Origin of the sequence: Melaminivora sp. (assembly GCF_032059615.1) — a bacterium.
Classification (GTDB): Bacteria; Pseudomonadota; Gammaproteobacteria; order Burkholderiales; family Burkholderiaceae_C; genus Melaminivora.
The window spans coordinates 1-19,595 of the sequence record NZ_DAMCAM010000056.1 but is presented as its reverse complement, the minus strand read 5'-3'; the positions used below and the strand labels follow the sequence as shown (position 1 = coordinate 19,595).

At 69.2% G+C, this 19,595-nt stretch carries 22 protein-coding genes and 1 pseudogene; 11 read left to right on the top strand and 12 right to left on the bottom strand.

Annotated elements, in window-relative coordinates:
• The 7 genes from RT051_RS11895 to RT051_RS11865 form a co-directional block, all read left to right on the top strand.
• Positions 1-416 (top strand): nitrate reductase molybdenum cofactor assembly chaperone (locus RT051_RS11895; protein WP_409520600.1); only part of this gene is annotated, 416 nt, incomplete at its 5' end.
• A gap of 4 nt (positions 417-420) precedes the next feature.
• Positions 421-1,200 (top strand): respiratory nitrate reductase subunit gamma, encoded by a 780-nt coding sequence (gene narI / locus RT051_RS11890; RefSeq protein WP_313076962.1) that lies wholly within the window; start codon positions 421-423, stop codon positions 1,198-1,200.
• A gap of 25 nt (positions 1,201-1,225) precedes the next feature.
• Positions 1,226-2,011 carry a peptidylprolyl isomerase gene (locus RT051_RS11885; RefSeq protein WP_313076959.1) on the top strand — a complete coding sequence of 262 codons (786 nt, stop codon included), beginning with the start codon at positions 1,226-1,228 and terminating at the stop codon, positions 2,009-2,011.
• 38 nt (positions 2,012-2,049) lie between these two features.
• On the top strand, positions 2,050-2,745 hold the full coding sequence (locus RT051_RS11880) for a carbonic anhydrase (protein WP_313076957.1): 696 nt from the start codon (positions 2,050-2,052) through the stop codon (positions 2,743-2,745).
• The gene (locus tag RT051_RS11875) at positions 2,736-3,362 is read left to right on the top strand and encodes a nitroreductase (RefSeq protein ID WP_313076954.1); all 627 of its coding nucleotides are present in this window, start codon (positions 2,736-2,738) and stop codon (positions 3,360-3,362) included. Before RT051_RS11880 ends, RT051_RS11875 begins: the two co-directional genes overlap by 10 nt.
• A gap of 22 nt (positions 3,363-3,384) precedes the next feature.
• Positions 3,385-3,810: a ribonucleotide reductase subunit alpha gene (locus RT051_RS11870; protein ID WP_313076951.1), complete on the top strand. Its 426-nt coding sequence runs from the start codon at positions 3,385-3,387 to the stop codon at positions 3,808-3,810.
• The gene (locus tag RT051_RS11865) at positions 3,807-4,367 is read left to right on the top strand and encodes a hemerythrin domain-containing protein (protein ID WP_313076948.1); all 561 of its coding nucleotides are present in this window, start codon (positions 3,807-3,809) and stop codon (positions 4,365-4,367) included. Before RT051_RS11870 ends, RT051_RS11865 begins: the two co-directional genes overlap by 4 nt.
• Positions 4,368-4,388: 21 nt before the next feature.
• Here RT051_RS11865 and RT051_RS11860 read toward each other — a convergent pair whose 3' ends face one another.
• Both RT051_RS11860 and RT051_RS11855 read right to left on the bottom strand, forming a co-directional pair.
• Complete coding sequence (locus tag RT051_RS11860; protein ID WP_313076965.1) at positions 4,389-4,679, bottom strand: DUF3567 domain-containing protein; 291 nt, start codon at positions 4,677-4,679, stop codon at positions 4,389-4,391.
• 80 nt (positions 4,680-4,759) lie between these two features.
• Entirely contained in the window at positions 4,760-6,025 is a 1,266-nt protein-coding gene (locus RT051_RS11855) for a DUF3108 domain-containing protein (protein WP_313076945.1), read from the bottom strand.
• A 307-nt stretch (positions 6,026-6,332) separates the two neighbouring features.
• On the opposite strand from RT051_RS11855, the gene RT051_RS11850 reads away from it, so the two are divergent.
• A complete protein-coding gene (locus RT051_RS11850) occupies positions 6,333-7,547 on the top strand; it encodes a M20 aminoacylase family protein (protein WP_313076943.1) in 1,215 nt (404 codons plus the stop codon).
• Positions 7,548-7,683: 136 nt separating this feature from the next.
• A complete protein-coding gene (locus tag RT051_RS11845) occupies positions 7,684-7,941 on the top strand; it encodes an acyl-CoA-binding protein (protein ID WP_313076941.1) in 258 nt (85 codons plus the stop codon).
• On the opposite strand, the gene RT051_RS11840 is transcribed toward RT051_RS11845, so the two are convergent.
• Entirely contained in the window at positions 7,919-9,082 is a 1,164-nt protein-coding gene (locus tag RT051_RS11840; protein ID WP_313076938.1) for an aminopeptidase, read from the bottom strand. The genes RT051_RS11845 and RT051_RS11840 overlap by 23 nt on opposite strands.
• A gap of 68 nt (positions 9,083-9,150) precedes the next feature.
• Positions 9,151-9,312, bottom strand: a complete 162-nt coding sequence (locus RT051_RS11835; protein WP_313076935.1) for a hypothetical protein — start codon at positions 9,310-9,312, stop codon at positions 9,151-9,153.
• A 316-nt stretch (positions 9,313-9,628) separates the two neighbouring features.
• Between RT051_RS11835 and RT051_RS11830 the strand changes: the two genes are divergently transcribed.
• Both RT051_RS11830 and RT051_RS11825 read left to right on the top strand, forming a co-directional pair.
• Positions 9,629-10,915 carry a class I SAM-dependent methyltransferase gene (locus tag RT051_RS11830; protein ID WP_313076932.1) on the top strand — a complete coding sequence of 429 codons (1,287 nt, stop codon included), beginning with the start codon at positions 9,629-9,631 and terminating at the stop codon, positions 10,913-10,915.
• A 50-nt stretch (positions 10,916-10,965) separates the two neighbouring features.
• Positions 10,966-11,292: a DUF1840 domain-containing protein gene (locus tag RT051_RS11825; protein WP_313076929.1), complete on the top strand. Its 327-nt coding sequence runs from the start codon at positions 10,966-10,968 to the stop codon at positions 11,290-11,292.
• A gap of 15 nt (positions 11,293-11,307) precedes the next feature.
• Here RT051_RS11825 and RT051_RS11820 read toward each other — a convergent pair whose 3' ends face one another.
• From RT051_RS11820 to RT051_RS11785, 8 genes and pseudogenes are all read right to left on the bottom strand, one after another.
• The gene (locus tag RT051_RS11820; RefSeq protein WP_313076926.1) at positions 11,308-12,555 is read right to left on the bottom strand and encodes an AMP-binding protein; all 1,248 of its coding nucleotides are present in this window, start codon (positions 12,553-12,555) and stop codon (positions 11,308-11,310) included.
• Between the two features lie 114 nt (positions 12,556-12,669).
• Entirely contained in the window at positions 12,670-13,506 is an 837-nt protein-coding gene (locus RT051_RS11815) for an ABC transporter ATP-binding protein (RefSeq protein WP_313076924.1), read from the bottom strand.
• An 87-nt stretch (positions 13,507-13,593) separates the two neighbouring features.
• Complete coding sequence (locus RT051_RS11810; RefSeq protein ID WP_313076921.1) at positions 13,594-14,901, bottom strand: ABC transporter substrate-binding protein; 1,308 nt, start codon at positions 14,899-14,901, stop codon at positions 13,594-13,596.
• 89 nt (positions 14,902-14,990) lie between these two features.
• Positions 14,991-16,310, bottom strand: a complete 1,320-nt coding sequence (locus RT051_RS11805; RefSeq protein ID WP_313076918.1) for an ABC transporter substrate-binding protein — start codon at positions 16,308-16,310, stop codon at positions 14,991-14,993.
• A 152-nt stretch (positions 16,311-16,462) separates the two neighbouring features.
• Entirely contained in the window at positions 16,463-17,539 is a 1,077-nt protein-coding gene (locus RT051_RS11800) for a branched-chain amino acid ABC transporter permease (RefSeq protein ID WP_313076916.1), read from the bottom strand.
• A 14-nt stretch (positions 17,540-17,553) separates the two neighbouring features.
• On the bottom strand, positions 17,554-18,483 hold the full coding sequence (locus RT051_RS11795) for a branched-chain amino acid ABC transporter permease (RefSeq protein ID WP_313076913.1): 930 nt from the start codon (positions 18,481-18,483) through the stop codon (positions 17,554-17,556).
• Between the two features lie 22 nt (positions 18,484-18,505).
• The gene (locus RT051_RS11790) at positions 18,506-19,291 is read right to left on the bottom strand and encodes an ABC transporter ATP-binding protein (RefSeq protein WP_313076910.1); all 786 of its coding nucleotides are present in this window, start codon (positions 19,289-19,291) and stop codon (positions 18,506-18,508) included.
• Positions 19,292-19,320: 29 nt separating this feature from the next.
• Positions 19,321-19,595: pseudogene (locus RT051_RS11785) on the bottom strand (long-chain fatty acid--CoA ligase); the annotation flags it as partial.

Genomic DNA, 19,595 nt, shown 5'->3' with positions numbered 1-19,595 from the left:
CGCGCGACCGCGGCCCGGCCATGATCGACCTGGGCGAGACCTATGCCAAGGCCGGCTTGCTGCTGGTCGAGGACGAGCTGCCCGACTATCTGCCGGCGGTGCTGGAGTTCGTCTCCACCCAGCCACCGCGCGAGGCCCGGGGCTTCCTGGGCGAGATCGCGCACCTGCTGGACGCGGTACACGCCGCGCTGGTGCAGCGCGCCAGTCCCTACGCCGCGGCCCTGGCCGCCCTGCTCGACATGGCGGGCCACAAGCCCAAGGCCGACACCCCGGTGCCCGAGGAGCCACCGCTGGACGAGACCTGGCAGGAGCCCGCCGCCTTCGACGGCTGCTCCTCGTCGGGCCAGGCCCGGCCCGGCCAGCCGCAACCGGTGCACATCGTGCGCAAGAACCCCACACCGTCCCAAGGAGCCTAACGCCATGGACTCGATGTACCGCTTTCTCTTTCAGGTCTACCCCTACGTGTGCTTCGTGGTGTTCGTGGTGGGCAGCCTGATCCGCTTCGACCAGAACCAGTACAGCTGGAAGAGCGATTCCTCGCAGATGCTGCGCACCGGCCTCTTGCGCTGGGGCAGCAACCTGTTTCACTTCGGCATCCTGTTCCTGTTCTTCGGGCACATGGTGGGCCTGTTCACGCCGCACAGCGTGTACGGCATCTTCATGAGCGCGTCCACCAAGCAGATGCTGGCCGTCTCCGCCGGCGGCGTCGCGGGCGCGGTGTGCTTCGTGGGCCTGACCATGCTGCTGGTGCGCCGCCTGACCGACCCGCGCATCCGCTACACCAGTCACCCCACGGACATCGCCGTGCTGGTGGTGCTGTGGGTGCAGCTGTCGCTGGGGCTGTTGACGCTGCCCCAGTCGCTGCAGCACACCGACGGCAGCGCCATGCTGATCCTGGCCGACTGGGCGCAGCGCATCGTCACCCTGCGCCCGGTGGACGCCGCGGCCCTGGCCGGACTGCACTGGTCCTTCCAGGTGCACATCGTGCTGGGCGTGACCATCTTCCTGCTGTTCCCGTTCAGCCGACTGGTGCACGTGTGGAGCGGCTTCGCCTCCATCTTCTACGTGCTGCGGCCCTACCAGGTGGTGCGCTCGCGCCGCCTGAACGTGCCGCCCGGGCAGAACCTGCCCGGCCAGCCCAGTGCCGTGCCTTCGCCGGTGGTGGCCGAGGCTATCGAGAACCCGCGTGCTGCACGGTAATCCGTCTTCTGCCTACGATCCGGTCATGACTGCAAACACCCTGCACACCCATGAGGCCAGCATCAACGGTGTGGCCCTGCTCGCCGCCGGCGAACAGATCAGCACCGAAGAGCTGCGCCAGCGCGCCTGCACTGAACTGCTGCGCCAGGCCGCCCAGCGCGGCGGCCTGCTGGCGGACGACGACCCGCCCCCCCAGGTCGGCGCCTTCAGCGAGGCGGCCAGCGACGCCATCGAGCGCTGGCTCGAGCAGAACCTCCAGGTGCCCGAGCCGACCGAGGAGGCCTGCGAGCGCCACTACGCCGCGCATGCCGCGCGCTACCGCCAGGGCGAGCGCGTGCGTGCCCGCCACATCCTGTTTGGCGTGACGCCGGGCGTCGATGTCGGCGCCCTGCGCTCGCGCGCCGAGACCTGCCTGCTGGACGTGCGCTGCCACGACGGCAGCGGCGCGGACGCGTTCGCCAAGGCGGCGCGCGAGCTGTCCAACTGCCCCACGGGCGCGCAGGGCGGCGACCTGGGCTGGGTGACGGCCGAGGAGTTCGCACCCGAGATGGCCCAGGAGATTTTCGGCCGCCCCGAGATCGGCGTGCTGCCGCGTCTGGTGCACAGCCGCTTCGGTCTGCACGTGGTCGAGGTGCAGGAGCGCGACCCCGGCATCCAGCAGCCCTACGAGGCCGTGCGCGGGGCCGTGCAGCTGGCGCTGCGCCAGCAGTCCTGGGTGACGGCGCTGCGCCAGTGCCTGCAGCTGCTGGCCGCCGAAGCCGAGGTGCACGGCGTGGAGCTGGACGAGGCCAGCTCGCCGCTGGTGCAGTAGCCGCGCGCCGCCGCACGCCCTTGCAGCGCAGAACTGCCATGCCCGCCTCCCATCCCGTGGCCCCGGACGAGCTGCTGGCGCGCCTGCAGCAGTTCCACTCCGACTACTTTCCGCTGCACCAGCAGCGGTTCCAGGACCTGGTGGCCCAGGGCCAGCACCCCAAGACGCTGTTCATCGGCTGTTCGGACTCGCGCCTAGTGCCCTATTTGCTGACCGGCACAGGCCCGGGCGAGCTGTTCATGGTGCGCAACGTCGGCGCGTTCGTGCCGCCCTACGACGGTTCGCACGGCCACCACGGCACGGCCGCGGCCATCGAGTTCGCCGTACTCAGCCTGGAGGTGAGCCGCATCATCGTCTGCGGGCACAGCCACTGCGGCGCCATCAAGGCGCTGTACGACGAGGTACCCGCCGAAGCGCACAACCTGGCGCGCTGGCTGGACCTGGGGCGCGGCGCCGTGCTGCCCGTGCAGCCCAGCCATGAGGCGCTGCGCCGCACCGAGCAGCGCGCCGTGGTGCTGCAGCTCGAGCGTCTGATGGATTACCCCATGGTGCGCGCGCGCGTGGCGGACGGGCGCATCAGCCTGCACGGCTGGCACTACGTGATCGAGGAGGGCGAGGTGCACGTCTTTGACGTGCAGCACGGCGGCTTCGTCGCCGCCTCGCGCGCGCAGTGCAGCGGCACCGGCCCCTACCCGCCCTACGTGGAGCACGACGGGCAGGTGCTGTGCGACTAGCCCCGCAAGCGTCTCCGGGCACCGACGCCGAGGCACTGGCCACCCTCCTGCAGACACGCCAGACGATTCTTCCACGCCGCCTGGGCGAGCCCGGGCCCGAGGGGGCCGAGCTGCATGCACTGCTGTCGGCCGCAGGCCATGCGCCCGACCATGGCCGCCTGCTGCCCTGGCGCCTGGTCCTCGTGCCGCAGCAGGCGCGCCCTGCTCTGGGCGAGGCCTTTGCCCAGGCCCTGTGCGAGCGCGACCCGGCCGCCAACTCGGAGGAGCTCGCGCGCGCGCGGGACAAGGCGCAGCGCGCGCCCCTCCTGATGCTGGTGGTGGTGGACGAGACCGGGGGCGACCCGGACATCCCTGCCGCCGAGCGCGTGCTCTCGGCCGGCTGCGCCGTGCAAAACCTGCTGCTCATGGCCACTGCCCTGGGCTACGGCTCGGCCCTCACCAGCGGCAAGGCGCTAGCCTCGGCACCGCTGCGTGCCATGTTCGCGTTGCGGGACGGCGAGCGCGCCCTGTGTTTCGTCAGCGTCGGCACGGTGCTGTCACGCAAGGACGCGCGCGAGCGGCCGCTGCCGGCGCAGTATGTCTCCACGCTGGCGGCGGGCCAGGCCCGCACCCCCTGAGCAACCCTCTACGATGCAACCCATGAGCACCGACATCACCCATTTCGACGACCTGCTGCGCGCTGCGCGCACGCAGCCCGAGCGCCAGCGCCTGCTGCTGGTGTTCGTTGCCTCCGAACTGCCCGAGGGCGCGACGGCGCAGCAGAAGGCCGACTTCGAGCGCGGCGAGGGCGGCGCCCTGGTGCCGCTGATGTGCGTGGACAAGCTGCCCGAGGAGGTCGAATCCTTTGCCGCCCTGGTGCGCGAGGCGCGCGAGTACGCCCTGCCGGACCAGCGCTGGAAGCTGGTCTTCGCCGGCGCCCTGGCTGGCAGTGCCGGGCGCGAGCCGGGCGATGCCGAAACCGACCGGGCCCTGGGCCGCATGGTCGAAGCCATCAAGGGCGGCGCGCTGGACGGCTACCTCACCTTCGACCGCGAGGGCCAGCCCGTGGCGCTGGGCCGGGAATGACCGCAGGCCGCGCCAGCCTGCCGGGCCTGCACAGCCCGGGAGCGGGCTTCGACGAGCCCTTTGCCATGCTGGAGGCCTGCCACGACCGGGTGCGTCGTTCGCTCGACCTGCTGCAGCGCCTGCGCCAGTACCTGCGTGACCAGGGCTGCGACGACTCGGCCCGGCAGGCCGCGCGCGACGTGTTGCGCTATTTCGACATCGCCGCGCCCCTGCACCATGAGGACGAGGAGCTGCACGTGTTCCCGCCCCTGCTGGCCGCCGCCGACGCGCAGGTGGTGGCGCTGGTGCGCCAGCTGCAACAGGACCATGTGCAGATGGCCGAACGCTGGGCTGGGGCACGCGGCAGCCTGCAGGCCCTGGCCGAGGGCGACATCGACCGCTTCAGCGCGGCCGACGATGCGGCCCTGGACCGCTTTGCCGCAAGCTATGCCGATCACCTGCGGCACGAAGATGAAGCCATCTACCCGGCCGCGCGCGCCGTTCTGGGCGCCGAAGCCCAGCTGGGCATGGGCCGCGAGATGGCGCAGCGCCGCGGCGCCAGGCCCCCGGCGGGCTGACGACGCGGGCCGGGTGGCCCGTCAGTGCACCACAACCGGGTTCTGCGCCAAGCCGGCGTAGCCGTCCAGCGTGGCCTCCACCTCCTGCTGCGTGGGGGCTTCGCGCTGCCAGGCGAGGATCTGCTGCTGGAACATCTCGGCCCACGAGCCGTCCAGATAGACCTCCTTGCCCGAGCGCTTGTCCACGATCTCGAAGCCGTGGCGCACGAGCTGCACGGGCAGCGGCGTGCCGTCGGGGGCGGTGGCAGGCTGGGACAGGTCGGGCTGCATGTGCACCACCACGAAGGAGTCGGAGTCGTAGAGCATGTGCATGGAGTTCTCCTGGGTGGTTGTCATTTCATTCATGGAGGGCAGATGGCTGCGGCGCGGGCCAGTTCAAGCCCTGCGTTGTCCTACAGGGGCGCATGGTCCTCCAGCGCCAGGTCGACCCAGTCGCCGTTGGCCTGCGTGATGCGGATGCGCACCGGCAGCCCGCCCAGGGCGGTGCCCAGCCACAGCTCGGCCTTCTGGTCGTACTGGCGGTCGGGGGGCGGCAGGCGCTGCAGCTTCAGCGCCGGCATGGTGCCGGCGGGCAGCTCCAGTGTCTCCGGGCCTTCGACGGTGAAAGTCCAGCGGTCGGCGCCGCCCACGCCCACCGTGGGCAGGGTGATGCGCGTGCCCGCCGGGTAGCGCTGCGGGGCGGCAGCCAACATGCTGCCGAGCTGGATGAACACGCTCAGCCGGTCCTGCGCACCCTCGGCCAGCGGCGCGGGCGGCACGTTGGCGCTGAAGACGATTTGGCGCCGCTCGTAGTCGAAGTGCGCCGCGCGCTCGCTTCGGGTCTTGTCACCGAAACGCTCGGGCTGCAGGCCCCGGGCACCGAGCCGGCCCCGGCTGCTTTGCGAGCGCGCACCGATCAGGAAGGCCTTGACCTGCTGGTGCGCCTCGTAGCGGTCGTCGTCCTGGCGCCAGTCGAGCGTGGCGCTGGCGTGGTACTGGAAGCCCTTGGCTTGGCCACGCACGGTGAACGCCAGATGGGTGGAGGGCGGCAGGCGCACGGGCGGCGGGTCCTGCGCGGAGAAGGCAGCGCCGCCGCCGGGCAGCAGGACTTCCACGCCGGCGGGCGCGGGGGGCTGCCCAGCGGCAGGATCGGCGGGGGCGGGGGCCGGGGCCGGGGCCGGGGCCGGGGCCGGGGCCGGGGCGTCCTGCTGCGCCTCCGGAGCGGACGCCGGGGGCGGCTCGGTGCCTGCCGCGCTGTCGTCCCCGCCCTGGTCGGGCAAGGCCTCGGGCGCGGCTTCCTCCAGCGGCCCAGGTGGCGTTACTTCGGCTGGTTCGGCAGTCTCCGGCAGCGCGGGCATGTCCAGGGTGACCGTGTCCTCGACGGGGGGCGGCTCGTCCGCCGGGGGCGCGGACGGGTGGTGCATCTCGGGGCGGGCCGGGCGCGGCTTGCGGCGCGCCTTTGCGGCGGCGGGCGCGGGGTTGGGCGCGGCCGCGATCTCGGCGGGCGCCTGGGGCGCGGAGGGCGGCTCGGGTGCGGGCGGCGGCAGCAGACGGGTATCGAACGCCATCTGCTCGGGCAGCGGCCCCCGGGCATCCGAGGCCCAGGGCAGTCGCTCCAGGGCCAGCCAGTGCAGGCCAAGCACCAGGGCCAGCAGCAGGATCAGTGCACGCAGGGGCATGGGCCGTGAGCGTGGCGCAAGACCGGGGGGGCGCCGTCCGCCGTCGTCGCCAGGGACTGTCGGCGGGCGAAGGACTGGGCTGGGCGTGCCTTCGGGAATGAGCATGAAAAACGCCTGCAGACGTTGCTGGGCAACGATTTCGCGCTATCGAAATGCAAGTAATCCTCCCATGGGCACCCTGCCTGGCCGGCCATTTCACCATGAAGCCCGCGCGCGGCGCGCGGGGTTGCGCGGCATGTGGCCGGCAGCTGCGGGCGGGCGCCGCTAGACTGACCAGCTTACCGACGACAGCGAGCGAAGCATTTCCATGAAACTCATCGACTCCATTGCCGGCGAGGCTGCCGCCATTGCCGCCGTGCGGCGCGACATCCACGCCCACCCCGAACTGTGCTTCGAGGAGGTGCGCACGGCCGACGTGATCGCCGCCAAGCTGACCGAATGGGGCGTCCCCATCCACCGTGGCATGGGCACCACTGGCGTGGTGGGCATCGTGCACGGGCGCGACGGCGGCGCCAGCGGCCGCGCCGTGGGCCTGCGCGCCGACATCGACGCCCTGCCCATGCAGGAGTTCAACACCTTCGAGCACGCCAGCCGCCACGCCGGCAAGATGCACGCCTGCGGGCACGACGGCCACGTGGCCATGCTGCTGGCTGCGGCGCAGCACTTCGCGCGCGAGGAAAATCGCGACTTCGACGGCACGGTCTACCTGATCTTCCAGCCGGCGGAAGAGGGCGGTGGCGGCGCGCGCGAGATGATCCGGGATGGCCTGTTCGAACAGTTTCCCCTGCAGGCGGTGTTCGGCATGCACAACTGGCCGGGCATGCCGGTGGGCACGTTCGCCGTGAGCCCCGGACCGGTCATGGCGTCCTCCAACGAATTCAGGATCACCATCCGCGGCAAGGGCGCGCACGGCGCCATGCCGCACCTGGGCATCGACCCTGTGCCGGTGGCCTGTCAGATGGTGCAGGCCTTCCAGAGCATCATCAGCCGCAACAAGAAGCCGGTGGACGCGGGCGTCATCTCGGTGACCATGATCCACGCCGGCGAGGCGACCAACGTGGTGCCCGATTCTTGCGAGCTGCAGGGCACGGTGCGCACCTTCTCCATCGAGGTGCTCGACCTGATCGAGCGGCGCATGCGCGAGGTGGCCGAGCACACCTGCGCGGCCTTCGAGGCGACGTGCGAGTTCGAGTTCGTGCGCAACTACCCGCCCACCATCAACTCTGCCCCCGAGGCGGAATTTGCCGCGCGCGTCATGGCCGGCATCGTCGGCGAGGACCAGGTGCGCGCGCAGGAGCCGACCATGGGCGCGGAGGATTTCTCCTTCATGCTGCAGGCCAGGCCGGGGGCCTATGTCTTCATTGGCAACGGCGACGGCGACCACCGCAGCCTGGGCCATGGCGGTGGCCCGTGCACGCTGCACAACCCGAGCTACGACTTCAACGACGACCTGATCCCGCTGGGCGGCACCTTCTGGGTGGAGCTGGCGCGGCAGTGGCTGGCGCAGCAGCAGCCCGGTTGACGGCGCCTTCATCACCCCTGACATGGCCCGCCCGGGTGGCGGGCTTTTTTGCGCTCACGGAAAAGAACGATCGTGCTGTTTTGACTACACTGCGCCTTCCGCTCTTCCCCAACACCTTCCAGCCAGGAGACTTTGCATGTCCGATCTGAATGCCACCTTCGAGGCCGCCGTCGCCAACTCCAAGAACCTGAGCGAGCGCCCGGACAACCCGACGCTGCTGAAGATCTACGCGCTGTACAAGCAGGCCACGGCGGGTGACAACCAGGACAAGAAGCCGAGCTTCTCCGACATCGTCGGCCGCGCCAAGTGGGACGCCTGGGAAAAGCTCAAGGGCACGGGCGAAGACCAGGCCAAACAGCAGTACATCGACCTCATCGAGTCGCTGCGCGGCTGAACTGAAACGACACCCCCCTGAGCTCCTGCATCGTTGCGTCGCGCTCGGCTTGTGACGCGCGTGCCAGCGCTTGCACCGCTGCGTGGAAGCGCGGCCAGTCGCGCCCCTCGCGCTCGAACAGCGCGATGAAGGCGGGCACCAGATCGTCGTAGGCGCCCTGGGCGGCAAAGCTGGCGTTGTTGGCCTCCCGCGCCCAGCGGTCGAGCGCCTGCAGCTGCGCGGGCTGCACATCGCCTTCGGCAAGCCAGTACGTCCGCAGCCGCGCCCAGTCCCGGGCGAAGTCCTGCAGGGCCTGGGCCTTGCGGGCGGCGCGCCCGGGCCAGTCGTCGGGTGGCTGCCGGCCGTCCGGCTGCGTGCCGTAGATGGCTTCGAGCCGCTCTCGCGTGGCGCGCGTGAGCTCGCGCCACTGCTGGCGCCGGACCTCGCTGCGCTGCCATGCGGCCTGCAGCCGCGGGTCGGCGCGGGCGGCCAGCCACTCGGCCACGCCCAGGCGCTCCACGGCCGTGGCATAGGATTCGTTGAAGGCCGTGTCGCCCGGTGCATAGGCCACCTGGTGGGCCAGCTCATGCAGCAGCAGGCGCACGAAATCGCCCTCGGGCCAGGCGATGAAGGTGGACAGCAGTGGGTCCCCCCCCAGCCAGTTGCTGTAGCCGAGCGTCGAGTACGCCGGCACGCCATAGACGCTCACCTCCAGGCCCTGCCGCTGCAGCCGGGCCGCCTCGGCGCGCGCGTCGCCCTCGGCGAAGTAGCCGCGGTAGCCAATGCAGCCCGTGATGGGAAAGCACCAAGTGTGCAGGGTGAGCGACCAGGGCGGGGCGGCCACCACGTTCCAGACGGCCGCGGGGCGGTCCAGCCGGGCGTAGCGGCGGTAGCTGGCGTTGTCGGGCAGGGCTAGCTGCTCGCTGGCAAAGGCGCGCGCCTGGCGGGCCAGTTCCAGCCGCCGGCGCAGCGGCTCGGGCGTGTCGGCGTCGGCCAGCCAGTCGGGCAGCGGGCGCGCGGCGCCCATCAGGGCCAGGTGGCCGCGCAGCGACTGCCAGTAGTAGCCCAGCGTGCCCCCGGTCTGGGCGCAGCCCGACAGCGCCAGGGCGCAGCACAGCACGGCCGCGGCGCGGCGGGAGGCGGGCCAGAGGCGGCGCGGCATGCGATGCGGGCGCAAGAGAAACAAAAGCCCTCGCAAGCGAGGGCTTCGAGGGCGGCGGGCGGGCCGGCTCAGTTGTGGCGCTTGCCCGGGTTCTTCTTGCTGCGGGTGTGCACGCCACGCTCCTTGCTCACGCGCTGGCCGCGGCCTTCGGTGGGCAGGGCCATGCCGGGCATGGGGGTAGGACGGGGGGTGGCCTTGCGATCGGCTTCGGTGACGATTTTGTTGCCCATGACGGCTCCTGAGATCGATTGGATGAAAAAACGAAAAACGCAGTATTAGGCCATAGCTGGCGGCGGGCGGCAGCGCCCGGCGCAGTCCCCAGGCACGGCGCGGGAGCCGCACAGGCGCCATTTTGCTATGTAAAAAATAGCGCAATGTCATTGTGTAGAAAGGGTTATCGCGGGTTTTTGCTCTTTTTTACTGGGGGCTGCGCCCGGCCTGGGTTGTCAGCCAAGGCCGCATGGCGCTGTCGGCCAATCACCCTTGACGCGGCCGGGCCATGCCCTGAAGAATCGGATCGTTGTCGGTCCGACGGGAGGGTGTGGCATGAAACATCTGCTGAACTCGCTGGAAGAGAGCCTGGCGCTGTCCCCCGTGGGCGTGGCGGTCGAGCTGCCTGACGGCCTGCGCCTGGGCGCGAGCGACGCCGACGTGCGCCTGCAGTTCCGCGACCGCATGGCCGTGGTGGCGCTGGCCATGGGCGAGATCGGCAACGTGGGTGCGGCCATCGTCGAGGGCCGGGTGGCGCTGGAGGGCAGCATGCGCCAGCTCATGACGGCCGCCGCCGCCCTGCTGCGGCTGGACCCGGCGCGCGACGCCCAGGCCAGCTGGTGGCAGCGCGTGCTGGCGCGGGCGCGCTCCATGGCCGCGCACACGCTGCAGGGCGACGCGCGCAACATCCACTTCCACTACGACCTGTCGGACGATTTCTACGCCCTGTGGCTGGACCCGCGCCGTGTCTATTCCTGCGCTTACTACCGCGAAGCCGGCATGACGCTGGCGCGGGCGCAAGAGGCCAAGCTCGACCACATCTGCCGAAAGCTTTTGTTGCGCCCGGGCGAGCGCTTCCTGGACATCGGCGCCGGCTGGGGCGGCCTGCTGCTGTGGGCGGCCGAGCACTACGGCGTCGATGCCACCGGCATCACGCTGTCGCGCAACCAGCACGCGCACGTCAAGCGGCTGATCGACGAGCGCGGCCTGGGCGGGCGCGTGCGCATGCAGCTGCTGGACTACCGCGAGCTGCAGGCAGCCGAGCCCTTCGACAAGATCGCCTCGGTGGGCATGTTCGAGCACGTGGGCCGCGCGCAGATGGCGCGCTACTTCAGCACCGTGCACCGCCTGCTGCGCCCGGGCGGGCTGCTGCTCAACCACGGCATCACCGCCGGCGGACTGGACAACGACGGCCTGGCCGCCGGCATGGGCGACTTCATCGAGCGCTACATCTTCCCCGGCGGCGAGCTGCTGCACGTGAGCGTAGCGCTGCACGACATGGCGCGCGCGGGCCTGGAGATGGTGGACACGGAGAACCTGCGTCCGCACTACGCGCGCACGCTCTGGGCCTGGTCGGATGCGCTGGAGCACTGCCAGGACGAGGCCCTGGCCATCCTGGTGGCCCAGCATGGGCAGGAGCGGGGCGAGCGCGCCCTGCGCGCCTACCGCCTGTACTTGGCCGGCTGCGCCCTGGCGTTCGAGCATGGCTGGATCGCGCTGCACCAGATGCTGGCGATCCGGCCCAGCGGCAGGCTGGAGGACGGCGTCCTGAAAGGCGCGCAGGGCGACTACCCCTTCAATCGCTCCTACATGTACGAGGGCCCACAGGCCGCACGGGCCTGACGCGCGCCGGCTTATCCTCGGCCCATCGTCCTTATCCACCAGGGGTTCGCATGCTCTACAAATTCAAGTCCCGCGCCACGGCCGACGTCATCATGCTGGAGGCCAATGCGCGCCAGCTGCTCAAGATCGTCGGCAAGGGCGAGGAGCCGCACGGCATCATCACCGCCGCGCAGATTCCCGCCGCCATCGAGGCGCTGCAGGCCGCCGTGGCGGCCGAGGAGGAGGCCGCCCGCGAGCGCGGCCAGACGGCCGACGCCGAGGAGGCCGGGCAGGACAATGCACCCGCGCGCGATCCGGTCAGCCTGCGCCAGCGCGCCACGCCCTTCATCGACATGCTCAGGCGCAGCGCCGCCGAGGGGCACGACGTCGTCTGGTGACCGCCGCCGCAGCCGTCAGTCGTAGCTGCGCGCGTCCTCGATGACCTTGCCGTCGTTGGGCAGCGAGCCCGGCGGCAGCATCTCGACCTCGCCGCGCAGCTTGGTCACCTCGCGCAGGGCTTCCTGCAGCTGCTGGGCCAGGCCCGGGGCGGTTTCGCGCGTCTCCACCTGCAGCACCATCTGGTCGCTGGCCATGGCGCCGCTGACCACCAGACGCGCGCGCAGCACCTGGGGGAAGCGCCGCGCCACAGAGGCGATCTGGCCGGGCTGCACGAACATGCCGCGCACCTTGGTGGTCTGGTCGGCCCGGCCCATCCAGCCCTTGATGCGGGTGTTGGTGCGGCCCGTGGGGCAGGGGCCCGGCAGCACGGCCGACAGGTCGCCCGTGCCGAAGCGGATCAGCGGATAGACCGGGTTGAGCGAGGTCACCACCAGCTCGCCCACCTCGCCCTCGGGCGCCGGGTCGCCCGTGCCGGGGCGCACGATCTCCACGATCACCCCCTCGTCGAGCACCAGCCCCTCGCGGGCACTCGTCTCATAGGCGATCAGGCCCAGGTCGGCCGTGGCGTAGCACTGGTAGCCGGCCACGCCGCGCGCGGCCAGCCAGTCGCGCAGCGACGGCGGAAAGGCCTCGGCCGAGACCAGGGCCTTGGTCAGGCTGGGCAGGGCGACCTTCATCTCCGCGGCCTTGTCCAGGATCAGCTTCAGAAAGCTCGGCGTGCCGATGTAGCCGGCGGGCCGCAGCTCGGCAATCGCCTGCACCTGCTGCTCGGTCTGGCCCGTGCCGCCCGGAAACACTGTGCACCCCAGGGCGTGGGCGCCGCTCTCCATCATGGCGCCGGCGGGAACGAAGTGGTAGGAGAAGCAGTTGTGGATCAGCTCGCCGCTGCGAAAACCCGCGGCATGGATGGCGCGCGCCATGCGCCAGTAGTCCTTCTGCGTGCCCTCGGGCTCGTAGATGGGGCCGGGGCTGGCGAACACGCGCGGCAGGTGCGCGCCGAAGGTCTGTGTGCAAAAGCCGCCGAAGGGGTCCTGCGCCCGCCCCGCCTGCTGGCGCTCGAGCAGCTCGTACTTGCGCGTGACCGGCAGGCGCGCCAGCGCCTCGCGGCTGGTGACGGCGCCCGGATCGACGTCCGCCAGGATCTCGCCCCAGGCGCTGGAGGCCTGGCGGGCGTGGGCGATCTGCCGGGGCAGGGCGGCCATGAGGGCGGCCTCGCGTTCCTGGGGGGGGCGGCTCTCCAGTGCGTCGTAGAACATGCTCATGGCTGTCTTTCTCTGAAGGTGGGGAATTTTGGGTAAAAAACGGCCTTTGCCCGCGCCAGCAACGGGCTTTCAGCTATCAAAAAATATTCGGGGGCGGGCGCCGGGTGCCGGACGTCAGGCCAGCCAGCGCTTTCTGCGCTTGTAGCTCTTGACGTCCTTGAAGCTCTTCCTCTCGCCGCCGCCCACGCCGAGGTAGAACTCCTTGACGTCCTCGTTGTTGGCCAGCTCCTGCGCCGGGCCGTCCATGACGATGCGGCCGCTTTCCATGATGTAGCCGTAGTCGGCGTACTTGAGCGCCATGTTGGTGTTCTGCTCTGCCAGCAGGAAGGTCGTGCCTTCCTTCTCGTTCAGGTCCCGGACGATGTTGAACACCTCTTCGACGATCTGCGGCGCAAGGCCCATGGAGGGCTCGTCCAGCAGCACGACCGAGGGGTTGCACATCAGGGCGCGGCCGATGGCGCACATCTGCTGCTCGCCGCCCGAGGTGTAGGCCGCCTGGCTCTTCTGGCGCGTCTTCAGGCGCGGGAAGTAGTTGTAGACCTTCTCCAGGTTGCGTGCGATCTCGGCCTTGTCGGTGCGGGTGTAGGCGCCGGTGAGCAGGTTTTCCTCGATGGTCAGGTGGGCGAAGCAGTGGCGCCCCTCCATGACCTGCACCACGCCGCGCTTGACCAGGTCGGAGGGCGTGAGGTTCTGGATCTGCTCGCCGCGCAGCTCGATGCTGCCCTTGGTGACCTCGCCGCGCTCGCCCTTGAGCAGGTTGGAAATCGCCCGCAGGGTGGTGGTCTTGCCGGCGCCGTTGCCGCCCAGCAGGGCGACGATGCCGCGCTCGGGCAGCTGCAGCGAAACGCCCTTGAGCACCAGGATCACGTGGTTGTAGATGACCTCGATGCCGTTGACCATGAGCAGCGGTGCGGCGGGGGTGGGGGCGGTTGCGGTTCGGGGCTCGGTCATGGCTTCACCGTTGATTCACGAAAGGGAGAAAAGCGATGGGCGACGGGCCGCGCGCCTGGTGGAGCGCGCGGCTCGTGCCCTGTCACGTCAGTTGCAGGTGCGGACCTTGACGTTCTTGTCCTTGGCGTACTTGGCGCCGTACTCCTGCACCAGCGGGGCCACCAGCGACTGGTCGGCCTGGTACCAGTCGGAGGTCACCTCCCACTTGCTGCCGTTCCACTGCGCGATGCGCTGCCAGTCGGCGCCCAGGTGGTTCTCGCAGCTGGTCTTGATGGGTTTGAGGATCTTGCCGAAGCCCAGCTCGTTCAGGCGCTCCTGCGTCAGGTTCAGGTTCTCCAGGCCCCAGCGCACCTGCTCGGGCGTCATGGTCTTGCCCTTGCCGTACTTTTCCTGCGCGGCGCGGATGGCCTCGACCTGCAGCATGGCGATCACCATGCCGCGCGTGTGCGCGATGGCGCCCAGCTCCTTGGCGTCGCCCGCCGTGCCCTGGCCCTTGTCGTAGAGCTGCGCCTTGACCTCATCGTGGATCTTGTCGCGCTCGGCCGTGTTGTGGATGGTCACGGTCTTGTAGCCCTTGGCGCCGGCGATGTCCTTCACGTCGTGGTCGGAGCCCGCCCACCACACGGCGTACATCTTCTCGCGCGGAAAGCCCGTGGCCTGCGCCTCACGCACTGCCGTGGGCGTCATGACGCCGGCCGACCACAGGATCACGTAGTCGGGCCGGTTCTGGCGCACCTGCAGCCAGGTGGATTTCTGCTCGACGCCAGGCGCCGTCACGGGCAGCAGCTGCAGCGCGAAGCCTTCCTTCTCAGCGCGCTTTTGCAGCAGCGGGATCGGCTCCTTGCCGTACGGCGAGTCGTGGTAGACCAAGGCGATCTTCTTGCCCTTCAGGCTGCCCTTTTCCTGCTTGAGGATGTCCTGCACGATGGCGTCGGCGCCGGTCCAGTAGTTGGCCAGCAGCGGGAAGTTCCACTCGAACACGCGGCCGTCGGCCGACTGCGACAGGCCGTAGCCGGGCGTGACGACGGGCATCTTGTCGATGGGCGCCTTGTCGGTCACGGCGAAGGTGATGCCGGTGGACTGGGTGTCGAAGCCGGCGGCGCCGCCGCCCTTGCCCTTGAGACGCTCATAGCACTCCACGCCGCGGCTGGTGTCGTAGGCAGTCTCGCATTCCTCGTAGGTGATCTTGACGCCGTTGATGCCGCCCTTGGCATTGACCAGCTTCAGGTAGTCCTGCTTGCCATCGGCCCACGGGATGCCCAGCGGGGCGAACTGGCCGGTGCGGTAGGACAGCAGCGGAATGAATTGCTCCTGGGCCTGCGCCAGGGCGCTGGTGGCAAAGCCCGCGCCCGCTGCGGCGAGCGTGGCGGCCAGGGCCAGACGGGTAAATTTCATGCGTATCTCCTTGCTCTCTCTTGGTTGGAAGTTGCACCTCGGCGCGACGGGCGAGGGCGCCCGCCGCGCGGCTCACCGTGAGTCTGTGCTCACTTGCAGTCGGTGCGGCGGGTGAGTTTCTTGTCGGCCAGGTACTTGTCGCCGTGCTCCTTGATGAGCGGGCCCAGCACCTTGTCGTCGGCCTTGTACCAGTCGGACGAGTAGTTCCACTGCTTGCCGTCCCAGGTGTGGATGCGCGCCGAAGACGAACCCATGTGGTTGGAGCAGCTGGTCGCCATGGGCAGCATGACGTTGCCGAAACCCAGCTCGTCCAGGCGTTTCTGGTCGATCTTGAGGTTCTCCATGCCCCAGCGCACCTGCTCGCCGGTCATGACCTTGCCCTTGCCGAATTTCTCCTGCGCGGTGCGCACGGCCTCGATGGCCAGCATCTGCGTGATGACGCCATGCACGTACAGCACGGTGCCCACCTCGTCGCGCGGGCCCGTGCCCTGCTTGGCGTCGTGCACCAGCTTGAGGATGTCCTGGATGACCTTGTAGGACGTGCCATGGCCGTTGAGCGACAGCGCGTTGAAACCCTTGGCGCCCTCGCCCACGTCGCGCACCGCCGGCTCGGTGCCACCCCACCAGACGCTGTACATCTTGTCGCGCGGGAAGCCCGTGGCCTGCGCCTCCTTGAGCGCCGTGGTGTTCATGACGCCCCAGCCCCACAGCAACAGGTAGTCCGGCCGGCTCTGGCGCACCTGCAGCCAGGTGGATTTCTGCTCGACGCCGGGTGCCGTCACCGGCATCAGCTGCAGCTCGAAGCCGTGCATCTCGGCGCGCTTTTGCAGGAGCGGGATGGCGTCCTTGCCGAAGGGGCTGTCGTGATAGACGTAGGCGACCTTCTTGCCCTTCAACTTGTCCAGGCCGCCGGCCTTGCTGCCGATGTGCTGGATCAGCACGTCCGCGCCCGTCCAGTAGCTGCCCAGGAAGGGGAAGTTCCAGGGGAAGGCCGTGCCATCCTGCGAGATCGACAGGCCGTAGCCCTGCGTCATCAGCGGGATCTTGTCGATGGGCGCCTTCTCGGTCAGCGCAAAGGTGATGCCGGTGGCCAGGGGCTCGACCACGGCCACGCCCGGGCGGGTCTTCAGGCGCTCGTAGCACTCCACGCCGCGATCGGTGGCGTAGGCCGTCTCGCACTCCTCGAAGGTCATCTTGACGCCATTGACGCCGCCGTCGCGCGCGTTGATGAGCTTGATGTAGTCCTGTTTGCCGTTGGCCCATGGAATGCCATAGGCGGCGTAGGCGCCCGTGCGGTAGGACAGCAGCGGGAAGAACTGTTCGTTGTTGGCCTGCGCCGAGGCGCTGGCGGCAAAACCGGCGCCAGCGGCGGCCAGCACGGTGGCCAGGGCCAGACGGGTGAGCTTCATGGGTGCACTCCTTTTAGTGAAGGGCGGGTGGGAGCGCAGCGGACTGCGCGGCTTTGCAAAAAAGAGAGCTGTGCGCCTTTGCCTGGCAACGGTTTGAGGCTGATTTCATGCTTAAAACCATTGCGTGTGGCGGTGGCCGTGGACCCGGGGCGTCAGTGCGGGAAGGGCCACACCCGCATCTTCTGCTTGCCCGTGGACCACAGCTTGGCCAGGCCGTGCGGCTCGACGATCAGGAACCAGACGATGAGCGCGCCGAAGATGATGAACTCGGCGTGCGAGATGCCGGCCGTGGAAATCTCCACGCCCACCAGCCCGGCCAGCGCCGGCAGCAACTGGCTGAGCACGATGGGCAGCACCACGATGAAGGCCGCGCCGAAGAAGCTGCCCATGATGGAGCCCAGGCCGCCGATGATGACCATGAACAGCAGCTTGAAGGACACGTCCACCGAGAAGGCGGCCGGCTCCCAGGCGCCCAGGTGCACGAAGCCCCACAGCGCGCCGGCCATGCCGACGATGAAGGAGCTGACGGCGAACGCCGACAGCTTGGCGTACATCGGGCGGATGCCGATCACGCTGGCGGCCACGTCCATGTCCCGAATGGCCATCCACTCGCGGCCGATGGCGCTGCGCACCAGGTTCTTGGCCAGGATGGCCATGACCACCAGCACCACCAGGCAGAACAGGTACTTGGCCTGGGGCGACTGGATCGGGATGCCGAAGACCTGCAGGTTGCTCACCGACACCGAGCCCGAGGGCGAGTCGTTGGTGAACCACTTGATGCGCAGGAACATCCAGTCGCTGAAGAACTGCGCGGCCAGCGTCGCCACGGCCAGGTACAGGCCCTTGACGCGCAGGCTGGGCAGGCCGAACAGGATGCCGAAGAAGGTGGCGCACAGCCCGCCCAGGATCAGCGCCGGGATCAAGGGCATGTCGGGGATGCGGGCGACGAAGTTGTAGGCGCCGTAGGCCCCCACCGCCATGAAGGCGCCCGAGCCCAGCGAGATCTGCCCGCAGTAGCCCACCAGGATGTTCACCCCCAGCGCCGCCAGCGACATGATGACCAGCGGGATCAGGATGGCCAGGTAGAAGTAGTCCGAGGCGAACAGGGGCACCAGCACGAAGCAGGCGGCCACCAGCAGCCAGACGGCGACCTTGTCCTGCAGGATGGGGAAGACCTGCTGGTCGGCGCGGTAGCTGGTCTTGAACTGGCCGTTTTCACGATAGAACATTTATTTTTCCCCTCTTACACGCGATCGATGATCTTCTCGCCGAACAGGCCCTGCGGCCGGAACAGCAGGAACACCAGCGCCAGCACATAGGCGAACCAGATCTCGATGCCGCCGCCGACGAAGGGGCCGAGGTAGACCTCCGAGAGCTTCTCGCCCACGCCGATGATCAGGCCGCCGATGATGGCGCCGGGTACCGAGGTCAGGCCGCCCAGGATGACCACCGGCAGCGCGCGCAGCGCCACCGTGGTCAGCGTGAACTGCACACCCAGCTTGGAGCCCCAGATCATCCCGGCCACCAGGGCCACCATGCCGGCCACGCACCAGACGATGACCCAGATGCGGTTGAGCGGAATGCCGATGGACTGCGCCGCCTGGTGGTCGTCGGCCACGGCGCGCAGCGCCCGGCCGGTGGTGGTCTTCTGGAAGAAGATGGACAGGGCGACGACCAGCGCTGCGGCGATGACGGCGGCGATCACGTCCTCCTGGTTGATCATCACGCCGCCGTCGAAGACCGACTCCAGCACGAACATCGGGTCCTTGGGCATGCCCACGTCGATCTTGTAGATCTCGCTGCCGAACAGCGCCTGGCCCACGCCCTCCATGAAGTAAGTGATGCCCAGCGTGGCCATGAGCAGGGTGGCCGCGTCCTGGTTGACCAGGTGGCGCAGCACCAGCCGCTCGATCAGCCAGGCCACCGCGAACATGATGGCCGCGGCGACGGCGAACGCCAGCACGTTGGCCACGATCTTGCTCTCCAGGCCGGTCCAGCGCGGGATCCACTCGGCAAAGCGTGCCATGGCCAGGGCGGCGAACAGCACCATCGCGCCCTGCGCGAAGTTGAAGACGCCCGAGGCCTTGAAGATCAGCACGAACCCCAGCGCCACCAGGGCGTAGAGCATGCCGGCCATCAGGCCGCCGGACAGGGTTTCCAGAAAGAATGCCATTGCGTTGTCTCCGCTTGCGCCTTCAGTGTCCGGCGCCCAGGTAGGCGCGGATCACGTCCTCGTTGTTGCGCACTTCATCAGGCGCGCCGTCACCGATCTTCTTGCCGTAGTCCAGCACCACGACGCGGTCGGAGATGTCCATGACCACGCCCATGTCGTGCTCGATCAGCACGATGGTCGTGCCGAACTCGTCGTTCACGTCCAGGATGAAGCGGCTCATGTCCTGCTTTTCCTCCACGTTCATGCCGGCCATAGGTTCGTCCAGCAGCAGTACCTGCGGCTCCATGGCCAGGGCCCGGCCCAGGTCCACGCGCTTTTGCAGGCCGTAGGGCAGCTGGCCCACGGGGGTCTTGCGGTGCGCCTGGATCTCCAGGAAGTCGATGATGTGCTCGACGAATTCGCGGTGGCGGATCTCTTCCTTCTCCGCCGGGCCGATGCGCAGTGCCTGCAGCAGCAGGTTGCTTTTGATCTTCAGGTTGCGCCCGGTCATGATGTTGTCGATCACGCTCATGCCCTTGAACAGCGCCAGGTTCTGGAAGGTGCGCGCCACGCCCATCTCGGCCACCTGGCGGCTGTTCATGTGCGAGAACGTCTTGCCGCGGAAGGTGATCGAGCCTTCGGTGGGGGTGTAGACGCCGTTGATGCAGTTGAGCATCGAGCTCTTGCCGGCGCCGTTGGGGCCGATGATCGAGCGGATCTCGTGCTCGCGCACGTCGAACGAGATGTCCGTGAGCGCCTTGACGCCGCCAAAGCGCAGGCTGATGTTCTTGACGTCCAGGATGACGTCGCCGATTTTCTTGCTGGTCATGGTGGGTGCTGTTGCCTCGTATGGCCGCGTCAGGCGGCGGCGCGCTGCGCCGGCCAGGTCTTGGCGTCGACGATCCTGAGCGTGGCGCTCACGGCCCCGGTGCGCCCATCTTCGAATTTGACCTGCGTTTCGATGAACTGCTCGGTGCGGCCCGAGTACAGCGCGTCGATCAGCACGCCGTACTTGTCGGCGATGAAGCCGCGGCGCACCTTGCGCGTGCGCGTCAGCTCGTCGTCGTCGGGGTCCAGCTCCTTGTGCAGCACCAGGAAGCGCGCCACCTGCGTGTCCTCCATGCCGGCCTCGC